The 22,463-nt window shown below is 42.3% G+C and carries 20 protein-coding genes; 12 read left to right on the top strand and 8 right to left on the bottom strand.

Features of this window, described 5'->3' with window-relative positions; translation table 11 throughout:
* Nucleotides 1-13: 13 nt before the first annotated feature.
* Nucleotides 14-1,801, bottom strand: a complete 1,788-nt coding sequence (locus tag BW976_RS25195; RefSeq protein ID WP_076377767.1) for an ABC transporter ATP-binding protein — start codon at nucleotides 1,799-1,801, stop codon at nucleotides 14-16.
* Between the two features lie 362 nt (nucleotides 1,802-2,163).
* Between BW976_RS25195 and BW976_RS25190 the strand changes: the two genes are divergently transcribed.
* The 10 genes from BW976_RS25190 (at nucleotide 2,164) to BW976_RS25150 (ending at nucleotide 9,471) form a co-directional block, all read left to right on the top strand.
* On the top strand, nucleotides 2,164-2,403 hold the full coding sequence (locus BW976_RS25190; protein ID WP_076377765.1) for a hypothetical protein: 240 nt from the start codon (nucleotides 2,164-2,166) through the stop codon (nucleotides 2,401-2,403).
* 234 nt (nucleotides 2,404-2,637) lie between these two features.
* A complete protein-coding gene (locus tag BW976_RS25185) occupies nucleotides 2,638-3,723 on the top strand; it encodes a Glu/Leu/Phe/Val family dehydrogenase (protein WP_076377763.1) in 1,086 nt (361 codons plus the stop codon).
* 48 nt (nucleotides 3,724-3,771) lie between these two features.
* Nucleotides 3,772-4,719: a transcription antitermination protein NusB gene (locus tag BW976_RS25180; protein WP_076377761.1), complete on the top strand. Its 948-nt coding sequence runs from the start codon at nucleotides 3,772-3,774 to the stop codon at nucleotides 4,717-4,719.
* A gap of 11 nt (nucleotides 4,720-4,730) precedes the next feature.
* Nucleotides 4,731-5,186 (top strand): DUF1573 domain-containing protein, encoded by a 456-nt coding sequence (locus BW976_RS25175; RefSeq protein WP_076377759.1) that lies wholly within the window; start codon nucleotides 4,731-4,733, stop codon nucleotides 5,184-5,186.
* Between the two features lie 14 nt (nucleotides 5,187-5,200).
* Nucleotides 5,201-5,530, top strand: coding sequence for a preprotein translocase subunit YajC (gene yajC / locus BW976_RS25170; protein WP_076377757.1), 330 nt, complete (start codon nucleotides 5,201-5,203; stop codon nucleotides 5,528-5,530).
* Nucleotides 5,531-5,667: 137 nt separating this feature from the next.
* The gene (locus BW976_RS25165) at nucleotides 5,668-6,615 is read left to right on the top strand and encodes a CdaR family protein (protein ID WP_076377755.1); all 948 of its coding nucleotides are present in this window, start codon (nucleotides 5,668-5,670) and stop codon (nucleotides 6,613-6,615) included.
* 108 nt (nucleotides 6,616-6,723) lie between these two features.
* The gene (coaE, locus tag BW976_RS25160) at nucleotides 6,724-7,356 is read left to right on the top strand and encodes a dephospho-CoA kinase (RefSeq protein ID WP_076377753.1); all 633 of its coding nucleotides are present in this window, start codon (nucleotides 6,724-6,726) and stop codon (nucleotides 7,354-7,356) included.
* A gap of 95 nt (nucleotides 7,357-7,451) precedes the next feature.
* The gene (locus BW976_RS25155) at nucleotides 7,452-8,387 is read left to right on the top strand and encodes an MBL fold metallo-hydrolase (RefSeq protein ID WP_076377751.1); all 936 of its coding nucleotides are present in this window, start codon (nucleotides 7,452-7,454) and stop codon (nucleotides 8,385-8,387) included.
* A gap of 373 nt (nucleotides 8,388-8,760) precedes the next feature.
* Nucleotides 8,761-8,937 carry a C1orf53 family protein gene (locus BW976_RS29570; RefSeq protein ID WP_175614177.1) on the top strand — a complete coding sequence of 59 codons (177 nt, stop codon included), beginning with the start codon at nucleotides 8,761-8,763 and terminating at the stop codon, nucleotides 8,935-8,937.
* Nucleotides 8,938-9,021: 84 nt separating this feature from the next.
* The gene (locus BW976_RS25150) at nucleotides 9,022-9,471 is read left to right on the top strand and encodes a MarR family winged helix-turn-helix transcriptional regulator (RefSeq protein WP_076377749.1); all 450 of its coding nucleotides are present in this window, start codon (nucleotides 9,022-9,024) and stop codon (nucleotides 9,469-9,471) included.
* Between the two features lie 120 nt (nucleotides 9,472-9,591).
* On the opposite strand, the gene BW976_RS25145 is transcribed toward BW976_RS25150, so the two are convergent.
* From BW976_RS25145 to BW976_RS25125, 5 genes are all read right to left on the bottom strand, one after another.
* Nucleotides 9,592-10,575 (bottom strand): aldo/keto reductase, encoded by a 984-nt coding sequence (locus BW976_RS25145; protein ID WP_076377747.1) that lies wholly within the window; start codon nucleotides 10,573-10,575, stop codon nucleotides 9,592-9,594.
* Between the two features lie 88 nt (nucleotides 10,576-10,663).
* Nucleotides 10,664-11,746, bottom strand: a complete 1,083-nt coding sequence (locus tag BW976_RS25140) for a family 10 glycosylhydrolase (RefSeq protein WP_139332421.1) — start codon at nucleotides 11,744-11,746, stop codon at nucleotides 10,664-10,666.
* A gap of 5 nt (nucleotides 11,747-11,751) precedes the next feature.
* A complete protein-coding gene (locus BW976_RS25135) occupies nucleotides 11,752-12,897 on the bottom strand; it encodes a carbohydrate-binding family 9-like protein (protein WP_139332420.1) in 1,146 nt (381 codons plus the stop codon).
* Nucleotides 12,897-13,301, bottom strand: a complete 405-nt coding sequence (locus BW976_RS25130; protein ID WP_076377743.1) for an EVE domain-containing protein — start codon at nucleotides 13,299-13,301, stop codon at nucleotides 12,897-12,899. The genes BW976_RS25135 and BW976_RS25130 overlap by 1 nt, the downstream gene beginning before the upstream one ends.
* A 169-nt stretch (nucleotides 13,302-13,470) precedes the next feature.
* Nucleotides 13,471-13,839 carry a nuclear transport factor 2 family protein gene (locus tag BW976_RS25125; RefSeq protein ID WP_076377741.1) on the bottom strand — a complete coding sequence of 123 codons (369 nt, stop codon included), beginning with the start codon at nucleotides 13,837-13,839 and terminating at the stop codon, nucleotides 13,471-13,473.
* A gap of 230 nt (nucleotides 13,840-14,069) precedes the next feature.
* Here BW976_RS25125 and BW976_RS25120 point away from each other — a divergent pair, with 230 nt between their 5' ends.
* Nucleotides 14,070-16,394: a family 20 glycosylhydrolase gene (locus tag BW976_RS25120; protein ID WP_076377739.1), complete on the top strand. Its 2,325-nt coding sequence runs from the start codon at nucleotides 14,070-14,072 to the stop codon at nucleotides 16,392-16,394.
* A gap of 62 nt (nucleotides 16,395-16,456) precedes the next feature.
* Here BW976_RS25120 and BW976_RS25115 read toward each other — a convergent pair whose 3' ends face one another.
* Entirely contained in the window at nucleotides 16,457-16,837 is a 381-nt protein-coding gene (locus BW976_RS25115; RefSeq protein ID WP_076377737.1) for a hypothetical protein, read from the bottom strand.
* 195 nt (nucleotides 16,838-17,032) lie between these two features.
* Here BW976_RS25115 and BW976_RS25110 point away from each other — a divergent pair, with 195 nt between their 5' ends.
* Entirely contained in the window at nucleotides 17,033-19,948 is a 2,916-nt protein-coding gene (locus tag BW976_RS25110; RefSeq protein WP_076377735.1) for a glycoside hydrolase family 38 N-terminal domain-containing protein, read from the top strand.
* A 219-nt stretch (nucleotides 19,949-20,167) separates the two neighbouring features.
* On the opposite strand, the gene BW976_RS25105 is transcribed toward BW976_RS25110, so the two are convergent.
* A complete protein-coding gene (locus tag BW976_RS25105) occupies nucleotides 20,168-22,459 on the bottom strand; it encodes a GH92 family glycosyl hydrolase (RefSeq protein ID WP_076377733.1) in 2,292 nt (763 codons plus the stop codon).
* Nucleotides 22,460-22,463: the final 4 nt, after the last annotated feature.

Below are 22,463 nucleotides of genomic sequence, written 5' to 3'. Positions count from 1 at the left end.
TTGCGCAAAAAAATCAGGCATCTTGCTCTTCTTCCAGCAATTGTTTTTCGTATAGCTCAAAGTAGGTTCCTTTGAGTTGCATCAGGGAATCATGGTTGCCATGCTCCACAATTTGGCCATTATCCATTACCAAAATTTTGTCGGCATTTTTGATGGTCGATATGCGGTGGGCTATAATAATGCTGGTTTTATTTTGCATTACCCGTCCCAGGTTGTTTAATATCTCCTCTTCGGTACGGGTATCAACTGCCGAAAGACAATCGTCAAAGATCAATATTTGCGGGTGTTTAAAAATTGCCCGCGCTATGGATACCCGCTGCTTTTGTCCGCCCGATAAAGTTACGCCACGCTCCCCTATCAGGGTTTCAAAGCCTTGCTCAAGCTCCACTATATTATTGTATACTGCGGCATCTTTGGCGGCTTGTTCTACAAGGGGCAAATTCAATACATCAGCGCTAAAAGCGATATTATTGGCAATAGTATCCGAAAACAGGAAAACCTCCTGCGGTACAAAGCCCACTTGCGAGCGATACCCCTCCAGATTCAATTGTTTTACCGAAATACCGTCAATAGCTATCTCGCCTGCCGTGGTATCATACATCCGCATCACCAAATTAGCGATGGTTGATTTCCCGGACCCCGTACGACCGATAATAGCCACCATTTGTCCTGGCTCCACGGTGAACGACACATCCTTTAAAGCCTCGATACCCGTATCAGGATAGGTAAATGATACATTGTTAAACGCGATAGCACCTTCAACCGTACGTACGGATACATTGGGCGATATGATATCCGGTTTTTCATGCAAAAACTCATTGATACGTTTTTGCGAGGCGGCGGCCCGCTGTATCAGTGAGGTTACCCAGCCCAGGGATATCACCGGCATAGAAAGCATATTCAGATAAACTATAAACTCCGCGATATTCCCTGATGTGATATTGCCCTTCATCACTTCAACCCCGCCAACATAAATGGTGATCACAGTACTTAAACCCACCAGCAACAGCATAGTTGGATAAAACATGGCCTGCACCTTTACCAGATCCATAGAATGTGTCTTATAGTTTTCGCTCTCGGCGGCAAAATTCTTACGGACAAAACCCTCTCTTACATACGATTTGATAACCCGGATACCCGAAAAATTCTCCTGTACAAAACTCGACAGGGCCGACAGCCTTTCCTGGATCTGTTCACTCCGCTGGTTAATCACATTATTTACGTAATAGATAACCCCGGCCAGTATGGGTAATGGCAATACAGAAAGAACGGCCAACCTTACATTTACGGTAAGCATGGCATATATCACCAGTATAAACAGCACTACCGTATTAATAGTATACATAATGCCCGGCCCCAGGTACATGCGCACGCGGCTTACATCCTCAGTAACGCGATTCATCAAATCGCCGGTATTGTGGCGGCGATAAAAAGCCAGTGATAGTTCCTGATAATGATGGTAGATCTCATTTTTGAGATCATACTCAATATGCCGCGACATGAGGATGATAGTTTGCCGCATAAAAAACAGGAACAAGCCCCGCAACAGCGCCAGTACCAATACCAGCACACCAAACAGCATCAGGCTGCTACCAAAAATATCATAGATCATGCTTTGCCTGTTAAACCCGGCAAAAAGCTGGTAGGCTCCAATGTTTTCGGTCACCAGGTCAAACGCTACACGGATCACTTGTGCTGGTAACACCCCGAAAATATTGGAGATAATTACAAACAGCACACCGGGTATTAGCCGCCAGCGATACTTGTAAAAGAATTTATTAAGGTAAGCAAGGTCTTTCATATTTATGTTGTCCGAAAATCCGGGAAACCGGAAAATCCGAAAGATATCATTGCCCGATATCCTTTAATCAAAAGTATTAAAAAGTTGGCAGAGTGGTTGAATTGAAAAGTCGGAATGGTGTAAGAAAATAACCAGGCGTAACATTCTGCCAAATTTCACCTCTACGCTCACAGGCTTTTCAATTTAATCGTTCTTCTTAAAAATAGCATGTTTTTCAACAATAAATCCACTCATAAACTACTCATACGATTAACACTTCATATTATTATTAAAATACTGCTAATCAATAAATAAACACCTCTTAATTTATTAGTTATTGTTTTATATTTGATAAATCTATAACCATTATTAAACCAAAAATTATGAAGAAATTCCAACACCTCGGTTCCAAAGTATTGGACCGCACCGATCTTAAAAACATTAAAGGAGCGGGTAGCGGTGAGTCTGCCGTATGTGATAATGCCGGAAGGTCCTGCAGCCGCTATTGCTCTTCCGGTTTTTCAAACGGATATAGCTCATTTGTGGCCTGTGTTAGTGCTTTTAACCCATGGCCATGCTCGCCATTAGCGGAGTGGGGAAGTGTTTGCGGTAGTTATAATTGAGCAAAAATGGTAACGCTTACTTCATATACTAAGTAAGCGTTACCTATAATTAACCAGATGCATTTATTATTACCCTCAATCCCCCCCATTTGTAACCACCTTATTACATACTGTTTACCATAAACACGGGTTTAAAAACAGGTCGACTAGCAGTTCCCCGCTAATAAACTTTGTCAGAATAAAAAAAACCTCTACTTTTGTCCACGCCTTAAAACATTTACTATCGTATAACTAATGCCCGTTCAAGAACAACCGGAATCTATATTCAATCAGCTCGACGCCTTTGGGCACAAAAAAGTTGTATTCTGCAGCGATCCGGATACGGGTTTAAAAGCCATCATAGCTATTCATGATACTACGCTGGGCCCTGCTTTTGGTAGCACACGCATGTGGAGCTATAAAACCGAGGCGGATGCTTTAAACGATGTATTGCGCCTTTCCAAAAGCATGACCTATAAATGCGCTATCGCCGGCCTTAACATGGGTGGCGGCTACTCTGTAATTATAGGCGATTCGCGCAAGGATAAAACCGAAGCGCTGATGCGCAAGTTTGGCCGCTTTATTAAAAACCTTAACGGCGAGTTTATTACTTCAGAAGATGTAGGTACCAATCCGCGCGATATGGAGTACATCCGCATGGAAACCCAGCATGTTACCGGCATACCCGAAAGTTTGGGTGGCAGTGGCGATCCTTCGCCTGTGGCTGCACAGGGCGTTTTTCAGGGTATAAAAGCCTGTGTAAAAGAACAATTCGGCAGCGACAGTCTTACCGGAAAATCGGTTATTGTGCAGGGCGTTGGTCATGTTGGCGAACACCTGGTACGTTTACTTCGCGACGAAAATGTAAAAGTTTACGTGAGCGATATCCAGGAAGAGCGCATTGGCCAGATAGCCAAAAGATACGGTGCGGAAGCCGTATCCAACAATAGTATTTTTGATATTGATGCCGACATTTACGCACCATGTGCTTTAGGTGGCACTATTAATACACAAACCATCAATAAACTCAAATGCAGCATTATAGCAGGCTCGGCCAACAACCAATTGCTTGATGAAGCAGAACACGGCGCCATGCTTTTAGAAAAAGGCATTTTGTTTGCACCAGATTACGTGATCAATGCAGGCGGTATCATCAATTGCTATTCGGAATTGATGAGTTTCAGCAAAAAACGCACCATGCAGCTTACCGAAAACATTTACGAGGTAACACGCACTATTTTAAAGCTTTCTAAATCAGAAAACATTTCTACCGTTAAAGCCGCCAATAAAATTGCTGAAAAACGGATAGCGGATATTAAAAAAGTAAAATCGTCTTATTAAATTCATATTTAACCATCTGCAAGTTAGCAGATCAAATCGTTCTTACACATGTTAAACAGAAGGCACCTCAGGGTAAAGGTATTACAGGCACTATACGCGTATCATCAGTCAGATACTAAAGACGTAAGGCAACACGAAAAAAATATGCTAAATGGCATCGACCAGGTATTTGAAATGTATATCTGGATGCTATCATTAATTTCAGAAGTGGCCAATTACGCGGCTAATGACGCGGAAGAACGCGCCAATAAGCATTTACCAACCGCCGAAGACTTAAATGCCAATCGTAAAATATTGAGCAACAGGTTTATCGTTACCCTTAACGATAACCGCGATTACCTGATCGCGTTAAAGAAGTATAAAGTAGAATGGCATTTTGAGCCCGAACTGGCCAAAACGCTGTTCACCACGCTCAAAAATTCGCCCGAGTATGCCGAATACCTGGCCAAAACCGGCGATACCATTCAAACAGATAAAGACATCATTAAATTCATCTTCAAAAAAGTGATCTTGAAATCGTCATTAGCTGAACAGGTTTTTGAAGACAAGTTTATTTTTTGGCCGGTTGACCGTGATGTATTGCAGGCATTGATTGCTAAAACATTCAAAAACTTTGCATCAGAAGATGCCAAACAGAACCACCTGGCCGAAATTACCGGCAACTGGACAGACGACCGCGATTTTGTGGTAAATCTTTTTGATCAAAGCATCCGGTTTGATAAGCCTTACCAGGAATTAATAGCTGCCAAAACTCAAAACTGGGAGCCTGAGCGTATTGCTATGATGGATACCTTGTTAATGAAGATGGCCATTACCGAGTTCGTTAACTTTACCTCTATCCCGGTTAAAGTAACTATTAATGAGTACCTGGAGATATCTAAAGAGTTTAGCACTCCTAAAAGTAATTCATTTATAAACGGTATCTTAGACAAGATTTTAATTGACCTGAAAGCAGAGAATAAAATCAAAAAAATAGGAAGAGGATTAATAGAATAATATTTTAACCGATGAAACGATTATTTTTAAGCTTATTAACCGCAGGCGTATTATTATCGGCCTGTAACCAAACACCCGCCAAGGGCGCGGCATCAACCACAGCCGACAGTTCTGCAACAAAAACAGCTGCCACTACGGCAAACGCTGCTACTGCCCCAATCATGAAGTTTGAAAAAGAAAGCCATGATTTTGGCAAAATCAAACAAGGTGATAAGGTTGGTTATGATTTTAAGTTCACTAACAATGGTAAATCTCCGCTGATTATTACTGATGCGGTTGCCAGCTGTGGCTGCACCACTCCCGACTGGCCTAAAACCCCAATTAAACCAGGCGAAAGCGGTTTAATTAAGGTGGTATTTAACAGTGCTGGTAAAACAGGTTTGCAGGACAAACAAATAACCATTACCGCCAATACTGTACCGGCTCAAACCATGGTACACCTTATTGGCGAGGTATTAACAAAATAACAATAATTAAAAAAATGATAACTACTATTTTATTACAAGCACCAGCAGGTGGTTCCGGAGGTTTTGGTATGTTAATACCAATGGTGTTGATCATCGTGGTGTTTTACTTTTTCATGATCCGTCCGCAGGTTAAAAAACAAAAAGATCAAAAGAAATATGTTGAGGAATTAAAAAAGGGTGATAAGGTAGTTACCACCGCTGGTATACATGGCCGTATCATTGATTTGAACGACACCACCTTTTTAGTTGAGGTTGAGAACGGCAAAATCCGTTTTGACAAATCGGCTGTTTCTTTAGATGCTTCAAAAGCATTAAATACTCCTCCGGTAGCTGTAAAAAGCTAATTAAGGAAGCTGAAAGCGAAAGGCTTAAAGCCTAAAGCGAAAAAAACTTAGTAAATTGACTAAAGGCTGAAAGTTATAAATGATTAATCTCGTTTCTTGCTTTCAGCTTTTGGCTTTCTGCTTTAAGCTCAATAAACATGGCAATAGTAAAATTATCGGCTACAGAACGAAGGCGCTTATCGGCATTTTTCACCTGCCTGGTGCTGGCTGTTTTGGCCTGGTTGTTTACTACACTGTCTACCCCGCAGCCTTATACCATTCAGGAGGTACTAACTTATAAAAACGCCCCCCAGAAACGGGCTTTTCACTCCCTGCAGCCCGATACTGTAAATGCTACCGTACAAGGCACCGGCTGGCAAATGCTTTTTTCGAGCATGAATAAGGAAAGCAAGCCCATTACCATTGATCTTTCGACACTGGAGACCCGGAATTATGTAGTACTCAATTCACAGCTCAAACAGATCAATCTCAATAAGGATATTACACAACAGATTATATCTATTGATCCGGATACCCTGTATTTTGATTTCTCGAACCGATTGGTAAAAAAGGTACCGGTACAGTTGATGCTGGGCATTAAATACCGCAAGCAATTTGCCGTATCAGGTAATATGATCATTAAGCCTGCATACATCACCGTGAGCGGCCCCACCGAACGTTTAAAACAAATAAACCTGTGGAAAACAGATTCGCTGCTGAAGACTGATGTGAGCGAAACTGTGAATACCCGTATCAACCTGCAATCGGTTAAAGAAGGGAATTTAAATGTGTATCCCAAAACCGTACAGGTAATCATCCCGGTGGATGAGTTTACCGAAAAAACACTGGATCTGCCGGTTAAGCTTATCAACAATCATAATTACGATAATGTAAAGGTGTTTCCACAACGGGTTAAGGTTACCTTCACAACGTCACTAAACAGATACCCCGACATGACCGAGGAACTGTTTGAGGCCACTGCTGATCTAGACCTATGGCGCGACCACGGCTATACTACTCTCCCGGTAAAACTGACCCGGGTGCCCCCGTTTTGTAAAATTGTAAAGATAAGCCCGACTAATATTGATTTTATTATTAAGAAATAAAAGATTATGAGATTTGAGGACTTTTGGAGCATGGGTAATGGATTTAGATGATCCTACTTCAAAAAATCTTATAATCCAAAAATCCTATAATCTCATAATCCCCAAAAAATGCTTAAAATAGGTTTAACAGGTAATATAGGTAGCGGCAAAACTACAGTAGCCAAAGTTTTCGAACTTTTAGGCATCCCTGTTTTTTATGCAGACGACGAGGCCAAAAAAGTAATGGTGACTGATACTATACTGATTGACGCCTTAAAGCAAACTTTCGGCCCGGCATCCTATTTTGACGATGGCAGCCTGAACCGCAAACATATTGCCGGTATAGTTTTTAATAACGAGGCCGAACTTAAAAAATTGAACGCGCTGGTGCATCCGGCAACTTTCAGGGCTTTTGACAATTGGGCATCCAACATTCATTCGGCCCCTTATGTGATCAAAGAGGCCGCCTTGCTGTTTGAAAGCGACTCTTATAAAATGTGCGACCGTAGTTTGCTCGTGTCGGCCCCTTTAAAGAACCGTATAGCCCGCGTAATACAACGCGATCATATTTCACGCACCGAAGTGGAAAGTCGCGAAGCCCGCCAGTTTACCGAAGAAAAAAAGAAAGAGCTGGCCAATGATGTGATCATTAATGATGACCGACAGCTGGTTATTACCCAGGTGCTGGCTTTGCACCAGCAATATTTAGCCCTCGCCGCGGATAAAGAGTCAGGAATCAAGAGTCAAGAATCAAGCAAATAGTCAAATGTCGAAAATTCAAGACGTGCTTACCCATATCCATAAAAATCAATGCATTAGCTTTCGGCTTTGTGCATTTAGCTTTTAGCTTCAAAAAAATGATACTTGATGATTTTGTACAGATAGATGAGAAGGGCCTGTATTGCAAATACGGCGATTTTTATCTGGATCCTAAACTACCCGCCAAAACAGCGGTGATAACCCATGCCCATGCCGATCATGCCGTAAGCGGTAACCATGACGTTTATTGTACCCGGCCAACAGCCAGTGTGATGCAGCTGCGTTATGACCGAACAGCGGCTAAGGTTTTTAATATAGTAGGCTTTAATGAGTCTTTTACTATCGGCAGGGTAACCATAACCCTGATATCAGCCGGTCATATGCTGGGTTCGGCACAGGTACTGATGGAATACGAAGATACCCGCTACCTGTATACCGGCGACTATAAGCTACAACCCGATGATACCTGCGAACCTATTGAATGGGTAACCACCGATGTACTGATCACCGAAAGTACCTTTGCCGACCCGGAGGTGATACACCCGGATCCGGTTGCCGAAATACAAAAGATCAGTTCTATCAAAACCAATATCCTACTGGGTGCTTATGGTTTGGGCAAAAGTCAGCGGCTCATTAACCTCATCAGTACTCATGCCCCACAGAAGAAGATACTGGTGCACCATCGTATTATGCCCATCAATGCTATTTACCAAAAACTGGGCATTGTGCTGGGACCTCACCAAATTTATGGGCGTAAGCTGATGAAAGTACAGGATGAGTTTGTTTACATAGTTCCCCCTTTTACTTTCGATAGCTATATCAGGGCTACGGGCGTAACCCGCCTTTTTGCCTCGGGCTGGAAAAACCTGCAGGTTAACCAGCGCGATACCTTGTTTATCTCAGACCATGTGGATTGGAACGACATCCTGGAAACTATAGCCCGCACCCAACCCAAACAAATATGGACACTGCATGGCGATGGCCGGCATTTAAAAGCGCATTTTAATAACGATATTTTTGTAAAACTGCTTTAAAGCAAAGCATTTATAATTACCAATTTTTTTAGTAAATTTGTATAAGCAATAGTCCTAACGCTCTTTTCCAGAGGAGACTTATTGTTGAGCTAAGCATAAATGTGATCAAAAAGGGGTAATATTTACCTCAAACTATTAACTACCAATTAATTAACGATTTTAAAACTTTTCAAAACACATCAAAATCGTGTTAAGAAGTGTTAAAATTGATGCTTTTTGAATGCTTTTCAGTTGCTTTCACCCTGTTTTGAGCCGAAAAGTGTTAAGATTTAAGGTTTAAAAAGTTTTATCGCGGGTGTAAATGTTAGATATCTGTTGAAATTTTTCGGGGATGGTATAGCTCATCAACGGCTACGCCAAACAGTTTAAATAAATGTTACAGGAAGGAATAGATTATTATATTAATGAGGATGGTAATTTTGTTTTTACAAAAGAGTACCATTTAAAGCGGGGCTATTGTTGTAAAAATAAATGCCTGCACTGCCCCTGGAACTATGGTAAACCAGATATAGCTGATACTCAAAATGAAATAAATAGAAATGAGGTGTAATGAACGATCCTCAGCTCACGTATAGACTTAGCTTAAATTAAAAATAATTAAACATATTTACATTCTTATTGATTGTTACCAATTATGCGCATTGACGACGAAATACAAAGCACAAATTTTGAAGATAATTATCATAAAGTAGCAATTAACATTGCCTACACTTCTGGTTGGTTAAACAACTACTTTAAGCTACATTTTGATAAATATAATATTACGCAACAACAATTTAATATCCTGAGGATACTAAGGGGCCAATACCCCAACCCGGCAACCATTAATTTGCTGAAAGAGCGCATGATTGATAAAATGTCTGACGCATCGCGCATAGTTGACCGCCTGATACAAAAGGAACTGGTTTCACGCTGTACCAATAATAAAGACAGGCGCGCAGTTGATATCCGCATCAGCGAACTGGGTTTGCAAACATTATCAAAAATGGATAATGAATTTAAAACAAAGGATATACTCAAAGGAAATTTAAGTGAAGATGAGGCAGCTATACTCAGCGATTTGCTGGACAAGCTGAGAGGATAGTTAAAACTTTGTATTTGTCATCCTGAGCGGAGCGAAGGACCTATTTGTGATCTTTGTATGCTCTAAAACAGATTCTTCGCTCCGCTCAGAATGACAAGTAGTGCTAGGTAGCTATATACTTTAAAAATGTCCTCTTATTTTATCTACTATCTCTGCATCATATAGCGATCTTAATTGTTGATGAGTCCCAGCTAATAAGTGAGGGAAGTTTACCGCCTCTACATTACTATTAACCTGTGTTACTTTGGATGCCCCGGGTATTACAGTGGTAACTTCCGGATGATCCAATATCCAGCGGATAGCCCATTGCGGCATCCGGTCGTCGGGTAGCAATTCTTTTATTTTGTTGGATAAGTTTACACCTTCGTTAAACTCAATACCCGAGAATGTTTCACCAGCGTTAAACGCTTCGCCATTGGCATTATAATGGCGATGATCATTCTGGGCAAACTTGGTTTGCGTGGTGAATTTGCCAGATAATAAACCACTGGCCAGCGGTACACGCACAATGATAGCTACGCCCTTTTCGGCGGCCTTGGCAAACACCTCATCAGCAACATGCTGCCTGAACAGGTTAAAGATAATCTGTAACGAAGCCAAACCTTCCTGCTCCAGGCAGATCAGTGCTTCCTCAGAAGTCTCGACACTCGCGCCAAAATGGGTAATGAGTCCCTGTTCCTGCAACTGGCGCAAATGATCGAACACCTTGCCCGCACGCATTTCTTCGGTAGGAATACAATGCAATTGCTCCAAAAATAACCGGGGAATATCCAGGTGCCGGAGCGAATCCTCTACCTGGCGTTTCATGGCATCATAGGTAAAATTCTGCGGCCAGCCATTTGGGGCATCGTCGCGGCGGCCCAGCTTGGTTGCCACGTATACTTTATGATCAACAATTTTTAAAAACTTACCAATCACGGTTTCACTAACACCCATGCCATATACATCGGCTGTATCCAGAAAATTACCGCCGGCATCGGTATAAGCTTTTAATATATTGATGGCTTCATATTCATTCACATTGCCCCAGTCGGCGCTGCCTAATTGCCAGGTACCTAACCCCACTTCGGCAATGGCTGTGCCTTTAAAATCCCTGTAGTTCATGGTATAGTTTTGCTATGCTGTAAAAGTACAAAGGCGTTTTGATAAACAAAACGCCTTTGCAAATAGTATAATGGAAATATTATTAGACTTATGCTTTAAACGCCGCACTCTCCTGCTTCAAAATACCCAATACCGATGGCGTAACCCTGCCAAAGAATGACACCCCGGATGCTCCATTTTTTAAAGCATACTGGATACCGGAGCGAACCTCTTCGTCATTATTAAAATCAGAAAGATAAAGGCCAGCATACAGCGGAAATTTACCATTGAGCACATGAATGCCTTCGGCAACGGCATCACCTATCCAACTTACGTTTTCTTTATAAAAACCGTGATAGATCATGGGACAAACGCCATCCAACTTAAAGTTTGTCCAGTCCTGCCGTACATTGCGGCGCGCCACTTCAGGAGTTGGGAAAACGGCCGCCGTGATTGTTTTTTTATGCTGATGAGCCACAGCCGATACCGCATTAACCACCCTGATGATGTTACCATACCTGAACAAGCGCCAGGAAAGACTGGCATCAGGGTATTGAATGGCTTTGATATCCTTACCATATTGTTCTTTAAACTTAGCCTGACAAACTTCGCAATAGCAAAAATCATACTCTGGCAGTTCTTTAGTTTGTTCAATTTTGTATTTATCCCACAGGTTTACGGGGAGTATCACATCACAATAACGTACGTAATCCAGGTGGATACCATCTACATAGTCCTTGGTCAATATATCATTAACGGTACTGGTGAGATAGTCCTGAACCTCCGGGCGCGAAGGACAAAGCCAGCGGTAATACGGCACATAAGGCGGCTTATCGGCACAAGAATCACCGTTACGGCTTTTGCTGTACCATTCGGGATGATCAGCTACCTTTTCGGCACGGTTAAAAGTCCATATCCAGCGGTGAGCTTCAATACCTGCAGCTTTTGCGGCGCGGAAATGTCTTTCGCTATCGTTCTCAAAAAATATCCCGGTAATACCCGCTGCTTTATAAGCCGTGTAATTGGTTTTCAGATCGTCATCCGTATCCTTTAGGTTTGGATTGATCCAGATCCAGTTTTTCATGGCCTTTTTCTTACTGATAGTAACAGGTTCTTTTGCCTGACCTTTTATGGGTAATTGAGCTGCTACGGTGGCTACTAAACCGGCTTTTAAAAATTCGCGCTTGTTCATGATGCTTAGTGATTGGTGGTTAAGGGTTCAACAAATCCATCCTGGTTAATGGTATAAGTTATTTTATTTTCCTCATCGTTAATTAAAGCCATAAACTGGTGTTTAGTAGCTTCGAGCTGTAAGTTATTAAATTTTTTTAAAATGTTATAACCACTTTCCAATCCCAATTCTTTTAATGATTGCGCATAACTATGATTTTGCCTTTGCCACTCTTTTTGCTTGTAATAAACCAGCCATAAATATTTTTTTTGCAACTCGGCATAAGGCATTTCAAACACCACATCGTCAGCTTGATGATCACTGAACAGCAGGTAACCCCAACGCTCCGGATAGTGCATATTGATCAGGCCCTGGGCCGACCATACCCAGTTATGTTCGGGCTGGTCACGACCCGAAGCCGCATCTTTTACTTTGATATATTGGCCGTTTTGAATATTTGTGTCATATTCTACCCTTGAAAAATTGATGCGCCATAAAGTTCCATTTTGAGGCACCGTTCTTCTGAAACCGGGATTAAGGGCTGCATACGGAATGGCCATTTCAACTGTCCAGCCTTTGTCGGTATCAGCTGCATTATTGAGCGTGCCCTGCATTTTTACCGCAGTACGCAAACCCGGTGCATCCCAACCCGATATAGCGGCACCCCGGTTACGATAGGGTTTGGTCAAAAAAAGATCGAAAATAGTATTTAACGCATTAACTTCTATTTCATAATATTGATGCCCGGTATTCAGCGGGTCAACAAACAATTCAAAATCGTTATCCATGTAAATTACTTCATCGTGCTTTTTGAGTTTGGCCCAAACCTGAGGATCATACATCCGTGCGGCGATATACAGGCAGCTATCGTCCCAAAGCATTTTTACATTGGTTTGCAATGGTGGTTTGGGTTTCAGGTTGCCTTCAATATCTACAAAGTTAGTTGTCCATTTTACTTGCTGCCATATTTGCTCGTCAATATTCCCATCAATTACAGGAGCTTTATCCGTATGTTTTACCACATAATTTTCGGGAGTAGTAAATAGGTTTTCAAAGCCTTTAAAAACATCCTGGGCCCGGAGCTGCCAGGGCGTCAACATAACAAAAACAGTAAAAGCCATCATTTTACGACGGCTTTTAAATAAATGGAGGTTAACGATATGTATTTTCATTAACTGCCTAATTCTAATATACGGTCAAATTCTTCACGTTTTAAACCCATTACCGACAGGCGACCCTGCCTGACCAGGCCAACATCTTTTAATTGTTCATCGGCCTTAATAGTTTCCAGGGTTACCGGCTTTTTAAGAGTTTCGACTGGGGACAGATCAACCACTACCCAGTTGGGATCCTGCGTAGTTGGGTCCTGATAGGCTTCTTTCACTACTTTGGCTATCCCTACCACTTCTTTACCATCGTTACTATGATAAAACAACACCAGGTCGCCTTCCTTCATCAGGCGTAAATTATTACGGGCCTGATAATTGCGCACGCCATCCCAAAAAGTACGGCCATCTTTATTAAATTTTTCCCAACTGTATTTAAATGGTTCCGACTTGACTAACCAGTGCTGCATAAATATTTCTGAATTATATGTTTTGTAGCTGTAAAGATGTCAAAATCTGCCGATAAACTAAAACAGCGTTTTGTAAAAAACATGGATGACTGTTGACGTACATAAATCCAACAAAAAACCCCACGACAGGCATCGCGGGGTTTTAGCTTTATAATTGGTTTTGATTCATTTAGTGCTCTGGTATATTGTAAAAAAATCTTTCAAAAACAATTTTACCATCCTTAACTTCATATACGCAGATCTCCTGCATATTTACTCTACCCATTCCTTTAAAGGTGACATCCGTATCCATGGTGACTGCAAAAAAGTTTCCGCTTACAATTGGATCGGAAACAGTGCCGCCATGTATCTCTTCTACCGATTCAAACCACTGCTTTGACTTCCCTATAACAGCTTCTTTGCCATTTGTAAATTCCTGATGAGCCCCTTTGGGCTCCTCGCTTACTATATTATCGGCATAAAGCTCATTCATGGCATCAAAGTTTTTACCCTCACGGCAAAACTGTACTAATGCGTTAGCTACTTCTTGTGTGTTCATAATGGAATGTTTTAATTGGTGGTTCTTGATGTTAAAGTTATTAATAATCTATTTAAAATCATGAACAGCCATTTTAAGTTTAAGTTACCTTTTGCTGAATTTTATACTTGCTGATGTGCCTTATTTTAATTGTCAATAATCTGTTACATCAACCATTATGCTGACGATTAAATTATTATAAAGTATTTTAGCGGGGAACTATCCGGTTTATTCATCATTTTACCTTTATCATGAATCAAAGCTATCCGCCCCGACTAAAATTCTTGTTGATCCTTTTAAGCTTCCTGATATTTACCTTTCAGGCCAATGCGCAAATACCGGGTGATGACCCTCATTTGGGGATCATCCCGGCACCGGCTTCCATAACCAAAGGCCAGGGTACATTTGTATTCAGCCAGTTAACCCAGATCAAGGCTGATAATATTAAAGACAGGAACGTCGCTTTTTTAAAAGATTTTCTGTTGAATAACCGGCATTTCAATAACAAAGTATCCAAATACAACTCCAAAGTAAAATCTACTAAAGGGACTACGCTTATATTAACCGCTAAAGGGGCGGCGGCGTTACCTAAGGAAGGTTATAAGCTAACCATAACCCCACACCGCATTACCATTATTGGTAAGGATGCCGGCATGTTTTATGGTATCCAAACGCTTATGCAATTATTCCCGGTGGAAACCTCGGGTACCGAAAAGTTCAATTGTGTGACTATTGAAGATAGCCCCAGGTTTGGTTACCGGGGCATGATGCTGGATGTATCGCGCCACTTTTTTACCGTACCACAGGTTAAAAAAGTTATTGAACTGATGGCGGCCTATAAGCTGAACAATTTTCACTGGCATTTGGTTGACGGCCAGGGTTGGCGCATCGAGATCAAAAAATATCCTAAGCTGACCCAGGTAGGCGCTTATAGGATGCAAACCACCTTTGGCAGCAACCGCGATTGGCCCGATTCATTAGCCTACGGCGGTTTTTATACCCAGGATGACATTCGGGATGTGGTTAAATTTGCAGCCCAGCGTTATATCAATGTGATTCCTGAAATTGAAATGCCAGCGCACTCCGAAGCTGCCTTACGGGCCTATCCCGAACTTAGATGTGAACCGCCTGCCGATACCAAGATCCCGGCCCGGGACATCAACAATATCTATTGTCCTACTGAGGAAACTTTTACCTTTTTAGAGAATGTGCTAACCGAAGTGATGGAACTTTTTCCCAGCAAATACATCCACATAGGTGGCGATGAGGCTGGTAAACAGCCCTGGAAAGAGTCGGCTTTTTGCCAGGCGCTGATCAAGGAAAAGGGATTAAAAGATGAACACGAGCTGCAAAGTTATTTTATCCAGCGCATCGAAAAATTCCTGAACTCTAAAGGTCGTAGTATTATTGGTTGGGACGAAATACTGGAAGGCGGTTTGGCCCCCAACGCAACTGTGATGAGCTGGACCGGCGAAGCGGGAGGTATTGCCGCCGCGCATCAGAAACATAACGTGATCATGACGCCACAAACTACCGGCAATTACTTTGATCATTACCAGAGCGGTTCACCGCAGGAACCGGTTTCGTTTGGTCGCTACGCGGCTTTAGACGAAACCTACAATTACGATCCTGTATCCAAAGAATTAACGCCCGATGAACAAAAATATGTGATAGGTACCCAAGGCAATCTTTGGACAGAGTACGTGCCTACCGTGGCCAAACTACAATATCAAATACTACCGCGACTGTTCGCACTATCAGAAGTAGCCTGGAGCCTGCCTAAAAATAAAGACTATATCAATTTTTCAGAAGTACGTCTGGCTAAACATTTCGCGCGTTTAGAGGCCATGCATTATAATTATCGTGTGCCAACCGCCCTGCCTGTCATCGATACCATGGTTTTTGGCGATAAATTTACATTTGCGCCTAAATCTGTAGTACCAGGAGCCAAAATCTTCATTACCTATAACGGCCGCGATCCACTGGATACCGATTGGGAATATACCTCGCCCGTAACCATTATAGTGCCACCCAATGAAAAACGTGAGTTTAAAACACGGGTGATCACACCAACCGGTCGCAGGAGCATAGCTACCCACATACTGATGTATAATCGTGCCTTAATACCAGCGGCAAATTATACTGCTAATAAATCCGGTCTGAGTTATAAACTCATCAAAAGTAAATTTACTGCCCCCGAGCAACTGGATTATGCCAGCGCTCGGGATTCGGCTATTACCGATCGCTTAAATGTCGAAGCTTTTAAAAAGGACAATCCCAATTTTGGCGTAGTGTACAATGGCTTTATCAATATCCCTGCCGATGGTGCCTACAATTTCAGCACAGCATCTTACACCGATACACAGGTATTTATTGATGGTGAAAAAATAACCGAAAGCGAGCCTGCTCTTCCGCTGGCAAAAGGGTTTCATGCTATTAAAGTAAAATATATTTATAACGCACCTGTAGTTGTACCGGGGGCATACCGGGTTAGGCAAACACCGATGCGTGTTTTTATAGCCCCACCGGGCTCAGCTGGCAAAAAAGAAATTATGCCCGGGGTGCTGTTTAATTGATACGCTATCATATCAAAAAGCGTTGCAAGATTAATTAATCATGCAACGCTTTTTCTTTCCGGTTATTTTTTAAGATTATCTAAGTTTTGCAGATACAATTTCATAGCCGCATCATCCAGCAAAATTTCTTTACCCATTACATATTTGATTGAAGTATCTACATTTCCATTAATGCCACTTGCATCCGGGATAGTAGCCAGGATTTTCCAGCCGTCAAGATTCATTCTCAAAAGTAAGGTATTGATACTTTTGACTTGATATTTCTTTTTGTAATCGATCATCACGGTGGTCTTGATGCTATCCGGGTAAAGCTTATCGTAATTTAGATATTCCACGATACCACTGTTTTGAGAAAAATAACTATAGATAGTTATTTTATGTGTCTGCGCAAATGCACCGCTGGCGATAAAACTAAGGAACACAATAAATAGGTACTTTTTCATGATTTTGAGATAGATTATGGTTTGATAAAGATGCCTATTTACGGATTAGGTCCATTAATAAGCTTTCAGTTTGACTGCATAACAACTTAAAGGATTAATACTCAAGAAATACCTTGATTAATTCATTTTATATTATATGTTTGTACATTATAACATATTAAATCATCCGGTTAAATTTTTACTATTTGCATTATAATGAAAATACGACAATCCCGCATAAAAAGCTTTTGCCTTATCACTATCCTGTTTTTACTGAGCACCGTGGCTACAGGTGTTTATGGTCAAAAAGCTCAACCGGCTTTTACTTCCATAACGCTGCAGCCTACGGTGGCTTATGTAAACTATCATGGCGAAAACAGACGTGTAGCGCGGCTGCTTTTTAAGAGTGGTAAAAGTTATAATGCCGGTACGTTATCCGTTTCATTTAATAATCATACCGATAATATTGCTATACCAACCAGTGCCACTGGATTGGATGTATTTGAGGTGCCACTGCCCGGCCCTGCTATTAAAATAGCTACCCAGCTTACTGTTACCTTAACCTATAATGGGCAAACCTATTGGGCCCGTTGTATTGTTGAGCCAGCAAGAGACAACTGGACTGTTTATGTACTACCTCACTCGCATGTTGATATTGGTTATACCAATACCCAAGCCAAAGTACTTAAGCTGCACATGGATAATATTGATGAATCTATCGATCTGGCCGAAAAAACGCAGAACTACCCCGCCGAGGCCCGTTTCAAATGGACAACCGAGGCTATATGGGTGGTGGATAATTACTTGAAACAAGCCAGCGCCGAAAAGAAAGCCCGCTTTTGGAGCGCCGTAAAAAAAGGCTGGATAAGCCTGGATGGCGCTTATGGCAATATCAATACCAGTATGACGGATTCACGGCAGCTGATGCAGATGTTTGCCAAATCGCAAAAGCTGGCGCGCGAGCAGGGTATCGAGATCCATACCATGTTCCAGGGTGATGTGCCGGGAGCTTCCTGGGGATTGGCTGCACAGGCCGAACAAACCGGTATCCATTACTTTTTATCCGGCCCCAACGCCTCTGATCGTATCGGAAACCTGGCCAAATGGCAGGATAAGCCTTTTTACTGGTTATCACCATCGGGTAAACAGAAATTATTGTTCTGGCAATGCCAGCCCTACTCCATCGGTTATCAGCTTAAAGGGGCCAAAATACCTAACTTTTTTACTATTGATGATCCTAAACCTTATTATACCGGTCACCCTGAGGAAAACTTCCTGAATCCATACCTTTTCCAATACCTGGGTAATCTGGAACAGAATAATTTCCCTTATAACATGACCATACTCACCTGGGCTATGAGCGATAATGCGCCTATCGACCCGGAACTACCCGACGCCGTAAAAGCCTGGAACGAACATTATACTTCTCCCAAACTGATCATCACCTCGGTAAAACAGTTTTTCAATGACCTGGAAAAGCAATACAAAAATGAGATCCCATCCTTCAGTGGCGATTATACGGAGTATTGGACCGATGGTGTTTCGTCTGCTGCACGGGAAACGGCTTTGAGTCGGATTACATCCGATCGGCTTAAACAAACCGGGGCCATCTGGGCTATCCGTAATAAACCGGCCTACCCAGTTGTTGCTTTTGATGATACCTGGAAAAACCTGCTACTCTATCACGAGCATACCTGGGGAGCCTATAATAGTGTAGGCGAACCTGACAACGAAAAGGTAAAAAGCGAATGGAATGTAAAGCAAGGTTATGTACTGCGTGCCGAAAAGCAAGTAGATTCTTTAATGACCGAGGCCCTAAAACCATCTGCAACGCAAACCCATGCTATTGATGTATACAATACCACCAACTGGCTTCGTACTGATGTGGTTTACATACCTGCCAGCTTAAGCAAAACCGGCGACCTGGTTAAAGATGCCACAGGTAAAAAGATCACCTCACAACGCTTAAGCAGCGGCGAACTGGCTTTTGTGGCGAATGCCGTACCGGCGCTGGGTAAGAGTACTTATACCATTTATACAGGTAAAGCATTCAGTAATGGGCAGGCCAGGGTTAGCGGTAACAGTTTAAGCAATGACATTTATACGGTTGCTGTGGATGCTAAAAGCGGCAATATTGTAAAGCTTATTAAAGGAGCAACTAGCCGTAATTATGTTGCCGCTGATTCTGCCGGGTTAAACCAGTATATGTATATGCCGGGCGATTCATTAAAGAAACTCGTGAGCACCACCAATACGCAGATCAATATCAAGGAGAAAGGACCTTTGGTGGTAAGCTTGCTCATTACGTCTGATGCTCCCGGAACTCAAGGCCTTACACGGGAAGTAAGACTGGTGAGCGGATTGGATCAGGTAGAAATCATCAATACCATAGATAAAACTGCGATCAGAAATAAAGAGAGTGTGCATTTTGCATTTCCGTTTAATGTACCCGGCGCACAAGTGCGTTACAGTATTCCCTGGGGTAGTGCCCTTGCGGAGGCAGATCAATTGCCTTATGCCAATCACAACTGGTTTACCATGCAGCGCTGGGTTGATGTATCTAACAGCGCGTACGGCATTACCTGGTCGAGCCCGGATGCTCCTTTATTCGAGATAGGCAGTATTACCACAGGCAACCTCCTGGGTGGCTTGCATCATGCACCGCAATGGCTTTCGTTCACCCCGCAATCACCGGTTTTATATTCCTGGGTGATGAACAACCTGTGGCATACCAATTTTCGTGCGGATCAGGAAGGTAAAGCCACATTCCATTATTTTATACAAGCCCATGAAATTGGTTTTAACAACTTTAAAGCTAATCAAAAAGGGCTGAATAATCACCAGCCTCTAGTTGTATCCGCGGCCACTGGCGCGCCGGAAAAAGGCCTGTTCTTGAAAATCAACGGTGATAACATTTACGTAGAAGCCCTCAAACCCACTGATGATGGGCAAGGTGTAATAGCTCAACTGGTGAACAGTGGCGATACGGATAGCGAAGTGGACATCACTCCGAATACGGTATCCACTATTAAGGTTTGGGAAAGTAATTTGATGGAGGATAAATTAAAGCCATTAAATGATCGATTCACTATCCCAGCTAAAGGCGTATTGAGTGTGAGGATAGAGAGATAGTAGCCGATAATATTTATGCAAAAGTGGGTTTACACTTTTTTTGAAAAAAATACACAATTTATTGATTATCAATAATATAAATCAATGTTAACCATAAAAAGTGTAAACCATGTAAACCCACTTTTTTGAGTCAATCCAACCCAAGACTATACATCAAATAAAAAAGAGGCTGATCATGATTGATGATACAGCCTCTTTTTTATAATACGATTGATAGTTTTACTTATGCTTTGATCCCATATAAAAAGTGATCTCGCCGCCGTTCATGATATCGGCGTGGCTAATAAATAGCTTATCTAATGCTTTGCCGTTCAGTACCATCTTTTGTACATATACGTTTTTAGGGCTCTGGTTTTTAACATTGATGGTAAACGTTTTGCCGTTATCCAGATTGATCACCGCGCCGTTCACTGCCGGACTACCGGTTGAATATTGATCTGATCCTGGTGCTACCGGGTAAAAACCCAGCGAGCTGAAGATGTACCATGCACTCATCTGACCGGTATCATCATTACCACCTAAACCATCTGGCGTTGGCTTGTACATACGCGGCAATATCATCCGGATACGTTCCTGCGTTTTCCAGGGTTTGTCTGTCCAATTGTATAGGTAAGCTACGTGGTGCGATGGCTCGTTACCATGCACATAATTGCCGATAATGCCATCCCGGGTAATATCCTCAGTTTCGGCAAAGTATTTATCGGGCAGGTTCATGGTGAATAAGGAATCCAGGTAACCTACAAAACGTTTATTGCCACCCATCAGCTTGATCAATCCTTCCGGATCTTGCGGAGCAAACAGCGTATAGTTCCAGGAGTTACCTTCAATAAAGCCTTCGTTAATAGTACTCAACGCATCAAACTTTTGGCGGAAGGTACCATCAGCCAGTTTTGGGCGCATGAAACCAGATTTGGCATCATATACGTTCTTATAATTTTGCGAGCGTTTGATAAACTCTTCGTAAATATCATTGCGGTTCAGCTTTTTGGCCATTTGTGCAATAGCCCAGTCGTCAAAAGCATACTCCAGGGTTGAGGATACTGATACGCCACTTTTTTCGTCTGGGATGTAGCCTCTATCTATGTATTCACCTATACCTTCATAATCGCGATGGCGAGCTGTAGCGACGCAGGCATCCAACGCTTTATTGGCATCAAACGGAGCGTTACCTTTTACAACTGCATCGGCCAGTACTGTTACGCTATGATAACCGCTCATGCACCAATTTTCGTTACCTGAGTTTGACCATATAGGCAGCATCTTCTCCGGGCTCTGATCAAAGTGCGCCATCATTGATTGTACTATATCTGCATTACGCTTAGGTTCAATAATATTGAACAATGGGTGCAAAGCACGATAAGTATCCCACATAGAGAATGTAGTATAGTTGGTAAAACCATCGGCTTTATGAACGTTTTTATCCAGACCTTCATACTGGCTGTCAGCATCCATATAAATGGTTGGGTTGATCATGGCGTGATACATGGAGGTATAAAAGTTCTGTTTAGTCTCTTTGCTGCCCTGTATCACAATTTTGTGTAACTCCTGTTCCCATTGCTGTTGTCCGTCGTTTTTCACTTTATCAAAATCCCAGCCCGGTAGTTCGGTCTGCATGTTATTAAGCGCGCCATTCATACTTACCGGCGATATGGCAAATTTGATCTTGATCTTTTCGCCTTCTTCGGTTTTAAAATCAAAATAGCTTCTGATCTGGCGACCGGCTATCTCCGGGAAGTTTTTAGTTTGATTGAACTTACCCCAGAAACCGCCGTAAACTTCGCGTTTATCAAACTTTTTGTAGCCATGCTGATAGAATGGTTTGGAAAAACTCATAGCAAAGTACAGCGTACGGGTACGCGCCCAGCCATTGGTTTGCCGATAGCCAACCACGGTAGAGTCGTTCAATACTCTCAGGTAAGTCCATACGTTTTTATCCGGATAGTTATAGATCCCTGCCATCAGATCCAAAATAATATGTGATTGATCTGATTTGGGGAAAGTGTATTGATGAAAGCCTACCCGTGTAGTAGTAGTCATTTCGGCAATGATGTTGCTGGCATCCAGCTTCACTTTGTAATAGTTGGCCTCGGTAACTTCATTTTGGTGCGAAAAAGCTGAGCGGTAACCACTACCCGGCTTATCTGCGGTGCCCGGATTTAATTTCAAAGCGCCCACGGTAGGCATGATCAGGAAATCGCCCAGATCGGAATGCCCTGTACCACTAAAATGCGTGTGGCTAAAGCCTACAATAGTTTTATCATCATATTGATAACCTGCGCAGTATTTATATACATCGGGATTATAATGGCCATTAAGCTCGTAACTCGCAGTATCCGTTTCGGGGCTTAACTGCACCATGCCAAAAGGCACGGTGGCTCCCGGATAAGTGTGCCCCATGCGTTGGGTGCCTATAATAGGGTTTACGTATTGTACCAGTTTTTCTGCCGGCTGCGTTTGTGCACCTGCTGTAAAAGCGGTGCACAATAAAAAAGCAGTGAATAAATGTTTCATATGA

It is taken from the genome of Mucilaginibacter lappiensis (assembly GCF_900155965.1).
In the GTDB taxonomy this organism is placed as follows: Bacteria; Bacteroidota; Bacteroidia; order Sphingobacteriales; family Sphingobacteriaceae; genus Mucilaginibacter; species Mucilaginibacter lappiensis.
This window is presented reverse-complemented; position numbering and strand designations above follow the sequence as displayed.